Raw genomic sequence first — 14,938 nt, forward strand, 5'->3', positions numbered from 1 at the left:
GCTATGACAACCACTCTGGGAAAGCTCTCCGAGGACGAACTGCGGCGCATCGCCGAGGACGGCGCGGCCGCGCTCGGTCCCGACGCCTCGGCCGCCGAGCTGCTGCGGTGGACCGAGGACACCTTCGGCCCGGGTTACATCGTCGCGTCGAACATGCAGGACGCGGTGCTGGTCCACCTGGCCGCGCAGATCCGGGCCGGGGTGGACGTTCTTTTCCTGGACACCGGCTACCACTTCGCCGAGACCATCGGCACCCGCGACGCGGTGGAGACGGTGTACGGCGTGAACATCATCAACGCGCAGCCGGAACACTCTGTGGCCGAACAGGATCGGCTGCTGGGCAAGGATCTGTTCGCCCGCGAGCCCAACGAGTGCTGCCGCCTGCGCAAGGTCGTGCCGCTGAAGCAGTCCCTGAGTGGTTACAACGCCTGGGTGACCGGCATCCGCCGGGTCGAGGCGCCCACCCGCGCCAACGCCCCCCTGATCTCCTTCGACGAGGGCTTCGGCCTGGTGAAGATCAACCCGATCGCCGCCTGGTCCGACGAGGAGATGGCCGAGTACATCGACCGCCACGGCATCCTCGTCAATCCCCTTGTGGAAGAGGGATATCCGTCCATCGGTTGCGCTCCGTGCACGCGGAAGCCGGAACCGGGAGCCGATCCGCGAAGCGGCCGCTGGGCCGGCCTCGCCAAGACCGAATGCGGGTTACACAGCTCATGACTCCTACCGCGACCGATACCCAACCGACCGACGCCGCCGACATCGACCGGGCGCTGCGCACCCCAGCCGCGGAGTTCGACACCCTGGCCGCGCTGGAGTCCGAGGCCATTCACATCTTCCGCGAGGTGGCGGGCGAGTTCGAGCGGCCGGTGATCCTGTTCTCCGGCGGCAAGGACTCCACGGTGCTGCTGCACTTGGCGCTCAAGGCTTTCTGGCCCGCGCCGCTGCCGTTCGCGCTGCTGCACGTCGACACCGGGCACAACCTGCCCGAGGTCCTGGCCTTCCGCGATCACGTGGTGGCGAAGTACGGGCTGCGGCTGCATGTGGCCAGCGTCGAGGAGTACCTGGCCGACGGCCGGCTGACCGAGCGCCCGGACGGCATCCGCAACCCGTTGCAGACGGTGCCGCTGCTGGACGCGATCACCGACAACCGGTTCGACGCGGTGTTCGGCGGCGGGCGTCGCGACGAGGAGCGCTCGCGCGCCAAGGAGCGGATCTTCTCGCTGCGCGACGCGTTCGGGCGCTGGGATCCCAAGCGGCAGCGGCCCGAACTGTGGAACCTGTACAACGGCCGGCACGCACCGGGCGAGCACGTCCGGGTGTTCCCGCTGAGCAACTGGACCGAGCTGGACATCTGGCGGTACATCGCCCGCGAGGACATCGAGCTGGCGACCATCTACTACGCCCATCAGCGCCCGGTCTACCAGCGCGACGGCATGTGGATGACCCCGGGCAGCTGGGGCGGCCCGCGCGACGGCGAGGAACTGGTCACCAAGTCGGTGCGCTACCGCACCGTCGGCGACGGATCCACCACCGGCGCGATCATCTCCGACGCCGCCGACAACGCCGCGATCCTCGCCGAGGTCGCGGCCTCGCGGCTCACCGAACGCGGCGCGACTCGCGGTGACGACCGGGTATCCGAGGCCGCGATGGAGGACCGTAAACGAGAGGGTTATTTCTGATGTCCGACCTATTGAGACTGGCCACCGCCGGCAGCGTCGACGACGGTAAGTCCACACTGGTCGGACGCCTGCTCTACGACACGAAATCCGTTCTCGCGGACCAGATCGACGCCGTCACCCGCGCCTCGGTAGACCGGGGCCTGTCCACCCCGGATCTGTCGCTGCTGGTGGACGGCCTGCGCGCCGAACGCGAACAGGGCATCACGATCGATGTGGCGTATCGCTACTTCGCCACGCCGCAGCGGTCTTTCGTGCTGGCCGACACCCCCGGACACGTCCAGTACACCCGCAATACGGTCTCCGGCGCGTCCACCGCACAACTGGTGATCCTGCTGGTCGACGCGCGCAAGGGCGTGATCGAGCAGACCCGGCGCCACGCCGCGGTGATGGCGCTGCTGGGCGTGCCCAAACTCGTTCTGGCCGTGAACAAGATCGACCTGGTGGACGACGCGGCGGGCGTGTTCGAGAAGATCGTCGACGAGTTCACCCAGCTGACAACGACATTGGGCTGGGCGCGCGAGGACGTCACCGAGATCCCGGTCTCGGCGCTGCACGGCGACAACATCGCCTCACGTTCGGCGAACACGCCCTACTACCACGGTCCCTCGCTGATCGAGCATCTGGAGTCGGTCCCGGTCGACGCCGACGTGCACGGCCGACACCAGGTGGGGCTGCGTTTCCCGGTGCAGTACGTGATCCGGCCGCGCACCCCGGAGTACCCGGACTACCGCGGCTACGCCGGGCAGATCGCCGCCGGCGTGGTGCGCCGCGGGGACGAGGTCGTGGTGCTCCCGTCGGGGACCCGCACCACGGTCGAGCGGATCGACACCGCGGACGGTGAGCTGGAATCGGCACAGCCGGGGCGCAGTGTCACGTTGATTCTCGCCGACGACGTGGACGTTTCGCGCGGCGATGTGATCGCCGCTGCCGCAGATGCCCCCGAGCCCATCGACACCTTCGACGCCACCGTGTGCTGGCTCGGCGACAAGCCGCTGCGTCCGGGCGCGCGGCTGCTGCTCAAGCACGGCACCCGCACCACCCAGGCGGTCGTGGGCGCGCTGCTCGAGCGTTTCGACGAACAGCACCTGGCCGCGGACAACGAGGCGGAGTCGTTGGCGCTCAACGACATCGGGCGCATCTCGGTGCGCGTCGCGGACCCGGTCGTGGCCGACGACTACCGGGTCAACCGGCACACCGGCAGCTTCCTGCTGATCGATCCCGCCGGGGGTAACACCCTGGCCGCGGGCCTGGTCGGCGATGCGCTGACCGCGGTCGAGGTCGGTACCGAAGGCTGATGTCACCCAACGGGATCATCGGCCGGCCGCTCGCACCGCGGGCCGGCGCTCCGGCGCTGGTAGCGGTCGCGCACGGCAGCCGGGATCCACGTTCGGCGGCGACCGTGGCCGCGGTGGTCGCCGATGTGGCACAGCAGAATCCGCGTCTGGACGTGCGGCCGGCGTTCCTGGATCTGAATACGCCGTCGGTCGAGCAGGTCATCGATGCCGTAGCCGCACAGGGACATCGGGACGCGGTCGTCGCACCGCTGTTGCTCGGCAGCGCGTTTCACGCACGCGTCGATCTGCCCGGCCTGCTCGCCGCCGCCCGCGCGCGGCACCCGCGCCTGCGGCTGATCCAGGCCGATGTGCTCGGTCCCGATCCGCTGCTGATCACGGCCCTGCGCGAGCGGGTGCTCGCGGCCGGGGCCGAGCCGGACGACGACACGCTGGGGGTGGCCGTCGCGGCGGTCGGCTCCTCTCGTGCCGAAGCCAACCACCGCACTCGCGCCCTGGGCCGGCTGCTCACCGCGGGCACCGCGTGGCGTACCGAGGTGTGTTTCGCGACCACCGAACCCGCGCTTCCCCGGGCGATCGCGAGGCTACGGGCGCGCGGTTGCGGCCGGATCGTCGTCGCGCCGTGGTTTCTCGCTCCCGGCCTGCTCACCGATCGCCTGGTGACGGCCGCGCCGGAGGTCACCCACGCCGATCCGCTCGGCAGTCACCGTCTCGTCGCACAGGTCGTCGGGCAGCGGTACGCGGCCGCGGTGCGTGAGCTGCGGACGCGGCCGGACTCCGCGGTCGCCGTCGCGTAGTCCCGCCGACCACGGTCAGCCGGCGAACCAGCGTTCGAGAACCAATGCGACGCCGTCCTCGTGGACCGGGGCGGTGACCTCGTCGGCGAGCTCGCGGGCGACCTCGACCGCATTGCCCATGGCGACGGAATGCCCTGCCCAGGAGAGCATTTCGCAGTCGTTGTAACCGTCGCCGATGGCCAGGGTGGCCGCCGGGGGAACGTCGAGTTCGCGGCGCAGCCGTTCGAGTGCCCAGCCCTTGGATATGCCCTGGCGGCACGCGACGAGCCAGGGTTCGTCCTCGCCGTGCACCCAGCCCGCGCCGGGAAGCTCGTGCTCACCCATCACAGCGACCATATCTTCCAGCGAACCGCCGGGCCACCAGCCGTTCAGGCGCGTGGTCGGTTCCAGGCTCAGATCCTCGTCCTCGACGAACCGGAATTCACCGAGCCGGAAGCTGCCGGGGTAGTAGCCGGTGGTCCAGGTGCCGATACCGACCTTCTCCACCGAGAGCACCATGTCGGGGAACAGCTCGCGCAGGACGGCGACCGACGGCTCCGGATCGAAGGTGTGCACGTCCTGCGGCTCCCAGGTCGAAATATCCGCCTGCACCGCGCCGTTCGAGCAGATCGTGCGGCCTTCGGCCAGGCCCAGATCCCGCACCACCAGCTTGGTCGCCAACAGGGTCCGGCCGGTCGCCACGACGATGTGCGCCCCCGCGTCGGCCGCCGCGTGCACCGCCTTGCGTACGCGCGGGCTGACCGGCTCACCGGTCCGCAGCAGGGTTCCGTCCACATCCAGAGCTATCAGTCGAGGTCTGTCGGCAGCGTCGTCCACAGTCTCATTCTTGCCGATCGCACAGATGCGCTTTCATCCCCATCGGGGATCAACTGCCTGTTCCAGCCGGCGCCGACCGAGCTGGGGCCCGAGAACGGAACATGCTGTGGTCGAGGTCGATTCGCCGCCGATCACAAACCGGGCACGGAGTCGCTACTACGCGTTCGCGACTGCGGGCACGTGCCGTCGCCTCAGCGATCCCGGCCGTCGAATTCGGGCAGCGGCAGGTACGGGGTGATCGCATGGGCGAGATTGGCGACGGTCAACGACTGCAACCACACTCGGCCCGGACCGGTGAGCGCGGCCAGGAACAAACCGTCCCCGCCGAACAGGACGTTCCGGATGCCGCGCAGGATCGTGATGTCGAATCCGACCGTGGCGTCGAACATTCCGACATGTCCGGGATGTACCCGCAGTCGCTCCCCCGGGGCCAGATCGTATCGGATCACCTCACCGGACAGCTCGGCCCACATATGACCCGACCCGCTCACCCGCTGCAACGTGAAACCCGCCCCGCCGAAGATCCCCGCACCCAGCCGGCGCTGGAAGCTCAGCGAAACCCGGACATCGCCTGCGGCGCAGAGGAATCCGTGCCGATGCAGCAGATAGTCCCGCCCCGGCTCCACCGGCACCGGCACGATCTGGCCCGGCAGTTTCGCCGCGAACGCCACCGTTCCCGGATTGCGCACCGCCGAGTACTCGGTCATGAACAACCCGGCCCCCGCCAAGGCACGCTTCACCGCCCGGAACACCCCGCCGGATCCCGCCCGCGTCGAGGTGTGCAACCGAATCGACTCGGTCATCCAGGACAGCTGCCCCGATTCGGCCACCAGGGTCTCCCCCGGCTCGAGCGACACCTCGAGCACCGGCATCACACTTCCGATGATCCTGGGTTCCACCCCACCAGTGTGCGCCCATCGGTCCCCCGTGGCCGATGATCCGAACCCTTGCCGCACAGACGTTCAACGAGCCGTCCGGATCACCGCTTCGCCCGTGTGTCTCGCACGAGCGCCAGAAAAATCCGAAAGTGGTTGATTTCGCGCGACACCCACGACCGGCCCCCCGGCGCCTGCATGTGCTCGAAGGCGCGCATCTGCGCCATACCGTCGTACCACCGGCGAAGCCGCATCAGGGCGGCCTGGAAAGTGCCGTCGTCGAGTGCCTGCCCGATCGCTCCGTCGTTGAATCGCTCGGCCCGGACCAGCAGGGTCAGTACACGGCAAGCCTCGCCCATCGGAGCGTCGGCCAGACCTTCGCCGCCCGGGTAGCGCAGGAGACCGTCCCATCCGGTCCAATCGAATCCGACGATAGCGTCGACCTCGTACAGCGCGGCTCGGACGCGATTCAGAGCATCGCTGTAAACCGCGTAAGGCAGACAGAGAGAGCCGTCGGCGTTGTGGATGCGAATTTCCCACGGGCTGGGCCGCTCTGCGAGCAAATCGTCCACTGCGGCCCACAATCGCTGCCATGGCTCGGGCGGTACGTTCAGTAACTTCAGCTTGATGCCGGAATCGCTCGCCTCCACCCTGGGCACGATATCGGGTAATCGAACGGTGTACATCTCCCGGACGCCCGTGCGCCGCAACCGCACGAGAATCACGAGAGGCGCTACCCCCCAGTGGTTTTCGACAGGAACACGCATCGGACCGGTGCACCTTCGATCCGGTCCGCTTGCCGCGCAGACGATCGGCCGACCGTCGCCGCGAATCGCTATCGCGAGGCGGGCTTTCGATGTGCCGGCGCAGCACGCCGGTCAGTTCGGGCTGTCCGGTCCGGGGTTCCGCACGTCGAATGCTTCGGCGACGGCGAGGCTGTCCTCGTAGAGGTGGTAGCGGACGATGAGGCCGTGCTCGATGGTGAGGTGCAGCGCGAAGCGGGCACGGTAGGCGCGGCCGGTGGGGCGGGCCGTCTGACGAATCTCGCCCAGCACCACCGCATCCGGGCCGTCGACCAGGATGCGCTCGATCACGGTGCCGACCTGCTCGGGTATGTGGTGGCGGGCGATCTCCCGGAAATGCTCGGCCGCGTCGGCGCGGGTGGCACGGCGCCGGATCCAGGGTGTCGCGTGGCGTCCGTGTTGGTGTTCCGGCCAGTTCAGTTTCCACTCGGCGACCGGAGCGAACAGCGCGGCGATGCGGTCCGGGTCACCAGCGCCGATCCGGCGCAGCAGTTCTTCGACGGCGGTGCGTGTGCTGTGCGTCGCGGAATCGTTCACACCCGATACCGTGCCCGCGTCGGTGCGTCCCGTCGATTACCTCCGAGGTAAGTCCGCTCCACCGCGCGGCACCCCGCCGCACCCCGCACCGCTCGCGTCCGGGGCCTCGGCAGGACACCGAATGGAGAGTGCGATCGGGTGCGGCTGGGGCGGATTCGGACCGCCGCCCCTCATGTCGCGGCGGTCCGGATGGCATCAGTGCAGTCCGCCGCCGTGGAAACCACCGCCCATGGAGCCACCGTGGAAACCACCGCCGAAGGAATTGCCACCTGCGGAAGTCGAGGGACTGTGCGACGACGGTCCGTTCGAGGTCGATCCGCCGAAGGAGTGGGACGGTTCGTTCGACGTGACGCCGCCCAGCGAGTGATGGGAGGTGGCCCCGCCCGGTGAGCTGGAGGTGTTGTTCGAGGTTCCACCCCCGGCCCAGTGCGGCGTGGCGCCGCCGAATGAGCCCGAAGTGTCGTGCGAGGCAGTGCTTTCGGGAGAATTCGACAGTCCGCTACCCGGGTTCGGTGCGGCCGCGGCATCGCCGCCGTGGGATGCGGGCCCCGAGGCCTGGCCGCCCCCGGCGGGACCGGCCGATGTCGTATTGCCGCCGGACGACAGGGCGCCCCCGGTATCGGTACTCGCCGGATCTCCCGCAGTGCTCGTCCCGGCCCCGGAGTGGGCCGTGCCGGGAGCCTGCGAACCGGGCCGGGTACTCGTTCCGGAGGCATTGCCCGGAGTCGAATGCGGGCCTGCCGCTGCCGAATCCGCTTCCGGTAGCCCCGATCCGGCCCGGGTTTGCGATACGGGTTGCGGCGTCCCGGTACTCGCCTGTGCCGCAACGGGTTCCGTCGATGAAGTTTGCGCCGGTGGCACTACTCGATCCGCCGGATCCCACCTTCGCGGCAGTGTGTCGTGGCCGGAATGGTGATGGGAGGCGGAGTTTCCCGAATTCGTCGACGGACGCGGCAGGCTGATTTCGGGAATCGTAGCGCCGGATGCGCTCGCGAACGGCAGCGGATTGATGAACCGCGCGGGGTCGGAGTAGATCGGCGGCCGCAGACGGCCGAGCGGGGCGCAGTGCGTACCCGGGCCGTACTCGGTCAGCGCGCGTTGCGCCTGAGCCGACCTGGGGTCCGAAAATGTTTGTACCACAGCGCTGTACGCCTGCACCTTGGAGTAGGACCGCAGCGGCAGCGCGACATCGGACGCCACGGGCGAACCCAGCGATGGGGCGCCGGCAACGGTTCCGTCGATCACCTGCACCTCGGGCGCCGGGTCGGGCGCGGGCCCCGCGAGCGCGGGCGCGAATTCCAGCACGGGACCGTCGGACCCGATCGGCCCGCCGCCGAGCATCGTCGCCGCCGACATCGCCACTGCCGAAGCGACTGCCGCACTGGATAATACGACCGCACCGCGCGCGTATCGGCCGAGGTTTGCGCCGGTATCGGCCATCCGGAACGAGGCCAGCGCGGCCCCCTCTGCCACGGTGTGCGCCGGATCCGGCGAGAGCACCACGGGACGTCCGAGCTCCGCGATCACCTGCGCCACCTCGACCGGGCGCGCGGCCCCGCCGACCAGCAGGATTCGGTCCACGTCGCCGATGGTGAGCCCGGCCGCGCGAACGCAACGCCGCACCAGGCGCAGCGAATTGCGAATATTCCAGGTCCGCAATCGGGCGGTGTCGTCGGCCGGGACGACCTTCGAGACCGGCGACGACGCGTCCGGCGCCAGCGCCCGGGCGTACCGGGCCAGCGTGGTTCCCAGCGGCCGGCCGCCGTATTCGTAGGAACGCAACGGTTTCCCGAGCACACCGCGCTTTTCCCGGTCGGCCTCGGTGCGCACCACCGCGACGTCGAGGCTGTTGCCGCCGAGATCGTAGACGAGCGTGAGTCCGTTGTCGGAGACGCCGTATTCGGCGTCGAGCCACTCGGCCGCGGCGACCGGCTCGGGCATCAGCAGCGTCCGGGTGGCACCGGCCCAGTCCATGGCGTGCCGCAACGCGGCAACCCGTGCGTCGGAATAGCAAGCGGGATAGGTGATCACCGGCTCGCCGTCGAATTCGGTGGCGCCGATCAGGCAGGTGGCCACGGCGGCAACGAGATCGGCGGAGGTCCAGATCCGCCCGCCCACGACGACGGGCTCGATCTCCCGGGTGAGATCCGCGAAATCCGTTACCACCGGCGCGAATCGCGGCAGGCCACCGATACGGGCCCCACCGGCGCCGTCGAATGTGACGGCGGTGCGACGCACCCGCGCCACGGGGATGTCCCCCTCTCCGGTGGTGGCGGCCCACACGGAGTTCACTGTGCCGATGCTCATGCCGAAGCCAACAGTCATTGCCATCCTGTCAAACGCACCGAGACCACGGCCCGGGGTACGAACCTCGAGGTCGCGGTCGTTTACCAAACAGCGAACACAGGTTAGCTGGTTGATATCGATGACGGATACCCAATGGGCGGAAAAGGTTTCATACCCACCGGTACACAGAACAAAACGCCTGATAGGCCGGTATTCAAGTCGGAAAATTGGGTCGCTGGATGTGCGACACGCCCAATTAGCCGGAAAAACCAGCTACCTTGCAGTAACTAGGCCGACAAACCGACCGGTGCGCTGCGAATGTCTCGCAACAGATTTCGGATACCCGCATTCGACCGCACAAAATGGAGTCGCTGAATAGTTGCCCCCGAAAGAACGGCGAACGTTTCAGACAGAATGGCACTCCGGACGGACCGGCCGGTATCCGACAGCCGGTCTCGGACAGCGACTTCCGTCGCCGAGTCCGCACTCGCCGACGACTCGTCACGACCGGCGTGCGCACCCCCGTACGGCTACACCCCTGCGGCGCCGCGCAATCGGCGACTACCGATCCGGACCACCGTTCCGGACAGCGCCTTTCACAGTCGGCCCGCACGGCGTGGGCAGAGGCCGATTCGTCCGGGAGGCACGAATCGACCCCTGCCCACCCCGAACGGAACCACCCGACTGCTCACTCTGTTCCGCTCCCGCGCCGCCGGCGATACCGGCGGGACGTCGGTCGCATCTTCCCGCTCTGCGCGTTCCGGCGAGACCACAGCCCGCCGCGGGACCGATGGTCAAGCCCGCGCGAGCAGACGACGCTTGCGCTTGGGCCGAGCCGCCACCGCACCGCCCCGGATGGCCGACGGACGACGGGCGGAGACGAGGGCATCGAAATCGACGGTGCTGTGCGCTGGTTCGGCGAGGCGACCGCTGTTGAAGTCCGCCACCAGACCGCGCACGGTCTCCTGAGCACAGGATTTGTTGGTGCCGATGAATCCGGTGGGGCCGCGCTTGATCCAACCGGTCACGTACACACCCGGAACGGCCGCGCCGTCCGGAGCCGATTGCACCCGGCCCGCGGAATTCGGGATGACCCCGGCGGCATCGTCGAACGGCAAGCCGGGCAACGGCACACCGCGATATCCGACCGAGGCGAGAACCATTCCGGTGTCGAGGGTTTCGGTGGAACCGGTGGGAACCGCGCGCACCGTGCCATCCGCATCGGTGGCGAGTTCGTTGTGCGCCAACTCGATTCCGGTGACCCGGTCGGTGCCGACCAGAGCCGCCGGCGAGGACAGATAGCGGAAAACGATCCGCTTGCGGCCGCTCACCGGCCGGTCGGCCAGAGAGCGCAGCATCCGCAACTTGTGCTCGACCTTCTGCGGCATCCCCGGAACCGGTTCGGGCACATCGCCTTCCACGACGATATCCACGTCCGCACCGAGCAGGCCCACGAATTCGGGCACGGTGAAGGCGGATTCGGCCGGCCCGCGCCGTGCGATGATCACAACCTCTTCGACCTTGCTGTGCCGCAACGCTTCCAGCGCCCGAGGCGACACATCGGTGTGCGCGAGCGTATCCGGATCGGCGGTGAGAATCCGCGCGACGTCCAGCGCGACATTGCCGTTGCCGACGATCACGGCCCGGCGCTGGGTCAGATCGAAGTCGCGCTCGGCCTGATCGGGGTGGCCGTTGTACCAGGCCACGAATTCGGTCGCCGAGGCGCTGCCCGGCAGGCCCTCACCGGGAATGCCGAGTTTGCGATCGGTCGAGGCGCCGACGGCGTAGATCACCGCGTGATGGTGCGCGAGCAGTTCCTCATGCGAAACGTCCTGTCCGACAGTGAGGTTCAGATACGCTCCGAATCCGGGCTGTTCGGACATGACGTCGTACAACCTGCTCACCCGACGAGTCTTGGTGTGGTCGGGCGCGACGCCGAACCGGGCCAGGCCGTACGGCACCGGCAGCCGGTCGATCACGGTGACCGAGACATCCGGCTGGGTCAGCAGCTCGTCGGCGGCGTACATCGCCGACGGGCCCGAACCGACGATCGCCACCCGCAGCGGCCCGCCCTCGACCCGCGCCGCGGGCACCGGGCGCGCCAGCACCGGACGCGGACGCACCTGCCGATAGAAATCGGCGTTGATCTCGATGAAGGGCTGCTGCTCGGGCGTGAGCCGCTTGGTCGAGGTGATGGCATCGACCGGGCACGCCGTGGCGCACGCCCCGCAGTCCACGCATGCCGCCGGGTCCACGTACAGCATCTCCGCACTCAGGAAATCGGGCTCGTCCGGAGTGGGGTGGATGCAGTTGACCGGGCACGCGTAGACGCAGGACGCGTCGCTACAACAGGATTGGGTGACGACGTACGGCACTGTGCGCTCGCCCTCAGCTCGCCTTGACCACGCGCAGCGGCTCCGAGCGGTAACGGCTGCTCGGACCGTCGATGCGCAGCAGCTTCCAGACACCCTTGGCGACCGGGTTCATCAGGCCGATCTGCTTGGCCAGCGCCCGCACGTCGACGAAGTAGTCGCTGAAGACCTGGCGGGCCTCCGCGGAGCCGTAGAACAGCTCCTTGCGGACCTCGTCCGGGATATCGAACTCGTCGAAGAACGACTTCGGCGGCGTGGCGATGGACCGGCCCAGAATCCACATGATCAGCGGCATGGCCAGCGACAGCACGAACTTCTTGACCGGCGACACCTGCGGCACATGATGTTCGAGGAATTCGTGCGCGAAGGAGATGTGCCGCGCCTCCTCGGCCACGTGGATCGACATGACCCCGCGCATGATCGGGTGCACCTCCTCGCCCGAACGCAGAATCGCCTTCTGGATGTGATCGATCGGCTCCTCGCCGGCGAGCACGGCCATGAAGAACAGATTCGGCGTCAGCACGGCCACCGGAACGCCCAGGTACCGCAGCTTGCGCACGACCGGGCCCATACCCGGAACGTCCGCGCCGATCCGGTTGACCATCTCCTGGAACATCTGAGTGTGATTGAGTTCCTCGGTCATCTCGTGCGTGCAGTACCGGAACTCCGGATCGCCGTTGGGCAGACCGAAGGTGTGGTTCACCATCCCGCTGATCAGGATCGACTCGAACTGCAGACCCACCTTGGCGACGTTCGCCTGGCGGTACTTGCCGATTTCGATCTGCCGCTCCCGGGACTGCGCCAGATACCACGGATGCCGCCCGAGCGGATCCGCCGAAACGGGCAGAATCCACCGCTCGGGGGCGGCATCCGGGTGGAAATCGGGGTTTTCCCAGTCGATGTCCTCGAAGGGATCGAAGTGACGATTCACCGACCCTTCGGACAGCAGTGTCAGCTTGGCGGCGTACTCCCGTGCCTCTCGGACAATCGGGTCCTCGGGCTCGACGTGGTCGGCACCAGGCGTCGTGGCAACGGACGTCATCGTCACAGCCTCTCCACTCGTTGGGGTAACTGTTTCCAATAGTTACACCAACCGTGGGTCACGTCAACTGGTGCAGGTCACCGGTCCAGCGGCACCAGCCCCGCATGCGCCGATCCGGCCGCAACCGCGGCCTCGGGCACCACGACTCCGGCCATCGCGCCACCGCCGGCGATCAGCACCGCCGCCGCGACACGCACCAGCCGCCGCTGCGACCACGCCGTGCCCGTCCGCCGACGACCGCGGGTCCCGCACGCCGCCTCGGCGGCCTGCTGCGCGATGATCGCCGCCCCTTCCGCGATGGTGCGCTCCGGATCGGCCGCAGCGATCACCGGCCGCGCGAGTTCCTCACCGAGCACCTGCGCGACCTCGCGCGGCCGGGCGGCGCCGCCGATCACCAGCACCCGGTCCACATCGGCCATGGTCACGTCGGCGGTGCGCAGGCAGGTGTAGACCAGGTCCACCGAACGCAGCACATGGATGGAACGCAGCGCCGAGATCGCGGCATCGGAATCGGTGAGCGAACGCGGCGAGGCCAGCCGGCTCGCCCGTTTGGTCATCAGTGTCCCGAACGCGCGTCCGCCGTATTCGCTCGACCGCACCGGCGTGCCGATCACGCGATTGTCCGGCGCGCCCGCGCCGACCCGGACCAGGGTCACGCTCAAACCCGAACCGCCCAGGTCGTAGACGAGCATCAACCCCGGAGCGACCGGGCCCCGGGCGGCCTCGAACCAGGCCGCCGCGGCGACCGGTTCCGCGATCAGCTCGGCCCGCTCGAGGCCCACCGTGTCGAGCGCGCCGCGCAGATCGCCGACCTGCCTGTCCGAATAACCGACGGGATGGGTCACCGCCAGCGCGAGATCCTCCCGCGGCTCCGCGCCCAGGGTTTCGGCGATCACGCCCTGCGCGACGGTCGCCACCAGGTCCGCCGCGGTGAGCGTGCGGTTACCGACCCGGGCGGTCGGCGTGGAACGCTGGCTCAGATCGGCGAATTCGGCCAGGGCGCGGCCGTGAGCGGGAATGCGGCCGACGCGAGCGACGCCGGCGCTGTCGAACGTGAGGGTGGTGCGCCACTTGGTGGGCACGCCCTTTCTCTTGTTCCGGTGCGCGGCTCTGCCGTTCTCCCCCGCCACTTCGCACACCGTATTGACCGTTCCGATACTGACTCCGAGCCCAACTGCCATCTACACCCACCTCGGTCGACGAACGAACAGGGTTTATGCAATCGTGATCCGAACGAATCCCAGGCAATCATCCGCAACCCGGCGCTGACAACCACCGGACAAGCGGTTGTCCGCTCGTGACATCTCCCGCACATACCGTTCAGAAGTGGGCAAACCGTGCGGATCGGCCGTCCGCGCAGTTATCGGCGAGCCGGGCGGACCACCTCGGAAGTCCGCCCGGCGCCGCACTCAGACTCCCGCCGGCAACTCCGGAATCCGGGTCGCGCGGGCGTATACGGTCTCCCCGTCACGCAACTGCAGCGCCTCGGAGTCGCCGCGGGTGATCTGCGCGGTGAACACATCGCCGGTAGCGGCGTTGCGCAACTCCAGCCGCACCTCGAAGCCGAGCACCACCACCCGCTCCACCGTGGCGCGGGTGACGCCCGCCGATTCCGCGGTGCCCTCGTGCGAGGCCAGCGCCATCTCCGGATCACGACCGATCCGGATATCGTGCGGACGCACCAGATGTCCGTTCAGCTTGGCCACCGCGCCAAGGAAGGACATGACGAACTGGTTCGCCGGACGGTCGTAGACGTCCTCCGGACTGCCGATCTGCTCGATGCGCCCGGCGTTCATCACCGCGATCCGGTCCGCGACGTCCAGGGCCTCCTCCTGATCGTGCGTCACCAGCACCGTGGTCACGTGGACCTCCTCGTGCAGACGGCGCAGCCAGGTCCGCAGGTCGGTGCGCACCTTCGCGTCCAACGCGCCGAACGGCTCGTCCAGCAGCAGCACCTGCGGATCGACCGCGAGCGCGCGGGCCAGGGCCATGCGCTGGCGCTGACCGCCGGACAGCTGCGCCGGGTACCGATGCTGGAAACCGTCCAGGCCGACGATGCCGAGCAACTCGTCCACCCGCTTGGCGATCTCGTTGCGCGGCCGCTTGCGGATCTTCAGGCCGAACGCGACGTTGTCGCGCACGGTCATGTGCTTGAACGCCGCGTAATGCTGGAAGACGAAGCCGATGTCGCGCTTCTGCGGCGAGACCCGGGTGACATCGCGACCGGCGATGGTGACCACGCCCGAATCCAGCGATTCCAAACCGGCGATCGAGCGCAGCAGCGTCGATTTACCCGAGCCCGAAGGGCCCAGCAGGGCGGTCAGCTCGCCCGAGGGGATATCGATGCTGACATCGTCGAGTGCGGCGAAACTGCCGTAGTTCTTCTTCGCATTCGCAACGGTGATCATGTGCTCGCCTCCGGCGGGGATCGTCGAG

At 68.5% G+C, this 14,938-nt stretch carries 13 protein-coding genes; 4 read left to right on the top strand and 9 right to left on the bottom strand.

The genetic code is table 11. The features are described from left to right. Window positions 1–3: 3 nt before the first annotated feature. Genes AC5WS7_RS20670 through AC5WS7_RS20685 form a run of 4 tightly spaced genes read left to right on the top strand, consistent with a single transcriptional unit; the run spans window position 4 to window position 3,771 of the window. Complete coding sequence (locus AC5WS7_RS20670) at window positions 4–720, top strand: phosphoadenylyl-sulfate reductase (protein WP_495956185.1); 717 nt, start codon at window positions 4–6, stop codon at window positions 718–720. Beyond that, window positions 699–1,682, top strand: a complete 984-nt coding sequence (cysD, locus tag AC5WS7_RS20675) for a sulfate adenylyltransferase subunit CysD (RefSeq protein WP_495956186.1) — start codon at window positions 699–701, stop codon at window positions 1,680–1,682. Before AC5WS7_RS20670 ends, cysD begins: the two co-directional genes overlap by 22 nt. Then, entirely contained in the window at window positions 1,682–2,977 is a 1,296-nt protein-coding gene (locus tag AC5WS7_RS20680) for a sulfate adenylyltransferase subunit 1 (RefSeq protein ID WP_495956187.1), read from the top strand. The genes cysD and AC5WS7_RS20680 overlap by 1 nt, the downstream gene beginning before the upstream one ends. After that, the gene (locus tag AC5WS7_RS20685) at window positions 2,977–3,771 is read left to right on the top strand and encodes a sirohydrochlorin chelatase (protein WP_495956188.1); all 795 of its coding nucleotides are present in this window, start codon (window positions 2,977–2,979) and stop codon (window positions 3,769–3,771) included. The genes AC5WS7_RS20680 and AC5WS7_RS20685 overlap by 1 nt, the downstream gene beginning before the upstream one ends. A gap of 15 nt (window positions 3,772–3,786) precedes the next feature. On the opposite strand, the gene AC5WS7_RS20690 is transcribed toward AC5WS7_RS20685, so the two are convergent. From AC5WS7_RS20690 to AC5WS7_RS20730, 9 genes are all read right to left on the bottom strand, one after another. Further along, a complete protein-coding gene (locus tag AC5WS7_RS20690) occupies window positions 3,787–4,587 on the bottom strand; it encodes an HAD family hydrolase (RefSeq protein ID WP_495956189.1) in 801 nt (266 codons plus the stop codon). A 191-nt stretch (window positions 4,588–4,778) separates the two neighbouring features. Beyond that, on the bottom strand, window positions 4,779–5,486 hold the full coding sequence (locus AC5WS7_RS20695) for a TIGR00266 family protein (RefSeq protein WP_495956190.1): 708 nt from the start codon (window positions 5,484–5,486) through the stop codon (window positions 4,779–4,781). Window positions 5,487–5,566: 80 nt separating this feature from the next. Further along, a complete protein-coding gene (locus AC5WS7_RS20700; protein WP_495956191.1) occupies window positions 5,567–6,229 on the bottom strand; it encodes a DUF6508 domain-containing protein in 663 nt (220 codons plus the stop codon). Between the two features lie 111 nt (window positions 6,230–6,340). Next, entirely contained in the window at window positions 6,341–6,802 is a 462-nt protein-coding gene (locus tag AC5WS7_RS20705) for a nuclear transport factor 2 family protein (protein WP_495956192.1), read from the bottom strand. A 195-nt stretch (window positions 6,803–6,997) separates the two neighbouring features. Next, window positions 6,998–9,094, bottom strand: a complete 2,097-nt coding sequence (locus AC5WS7_RS20710) for an Hsp70 family protein (RefSeq protein ID WP_495956193.1) — start codon at window positions 9,092–9,094, stop codon at window positions 6,998–7,000. Window positions 9,095–9,882: 788 nt separating this feature from the next. After that, window positions 9,883–11,463, bottom strand: coding sequence for an FAD-dependent oxidoreductase (locus AC5WS7_RS20715; RefSeq protein ID WP_495956194.1), 1,581 nt, complete (start codon window positions 11,461–11,463; stop codon window positions 9,883–9,885). Between the two features lie 13 nt (window positions 11,464–11,476). Further along, the gene (locus tag AC5WS7_RS20720; RefSeq protein ID WP_495956195.1) at window positions 11,477–12,502 is read right to left on the bottom strand and encodes an AurF N-oxygenase family protein; all 1,026 of its coding nucleotides are present in this window, start codon (window positions 12,500–12,502) and stop codon (window positions 11,477–11,479) included. Window positions 12,503–12,579: 77 nt separating this feature from the next. After that, window positions 12,580–13,584, bottom strand: a complete 1,005-nt coding sequence (locus AC5WS7_RS20725) for an Hsp70 family protein (protein WP_495956196.1) — start codon at window positions 13,582–13,584, stop codon at window positions 12,580–12,582. A 327-nt stretch (window positions 13,585–13,911) separates the two neighbouring features. Beyond that, entirely contained in the window at window positions 13,912–14,910 is a 999-nt protein-coding gene (locus tag AC5WS7_RS20730; RefSeq protein WP_495956197.1) for a sulfate/molybdate ABC transporter ATP-binding protein, read from the bottom strand. Window positions 14,911–14,938: the final 28 nt, after the last annotated feature.

Source organism: Nocardia sp. PLKS1-43, from assembly GCF_059510335.1.

Coding starts and splice junctions, on each gene's coding strand:
- AC5WS7_RS20685 (WP_495956188.1), top strand. CDS start 2,977: ATGTCACCCAACGGGATCATCGGCCGGCCGCTCGCACCGCGGGCCGGC.
- AC5WS7_RS20680 (WP_495956187.1), top strand. CDS start 1,682: ATGTCCGACCTATTGAGACTGGCCACCGCCGGCAGCGTCGACGACGGT.
- AC5WS7_RS20670 (WP_495956185.1), top strand. CDS start 4: ATGACAACCACTCTGGGAAAGCTCTCCGAGGACGAACTGCGGCGCATC.
- AC5WS7_RS20700 (WP_495956191.1), bottom strand. CDS start 6,229: ATGCGTGTTCCTGTCGAAAACCACTGGGGGGTAGCGCCTCTCGTGATT.
- cysD (WP_495956186.1), top strand. CDS start 699: ATGCGGGTTACACAGCTCATGACTCCTACCGCGACCGATACCCAACCG.
- AC5WS7_RS20730 (WP_495956197.1), bottom strand. CDS start 14,910: ATGATCACCGTTGCGAATGCGAAGAAGAACTACGGCAGTTTCGCCGCA.
- AC5WS7_RS20720 (WP_495956195.1), bottom strand. CDS start 12,502: ATGACGTCCGTTGCCACGACGCCTGGTGCCGACCACGTCGAGCCCGAG.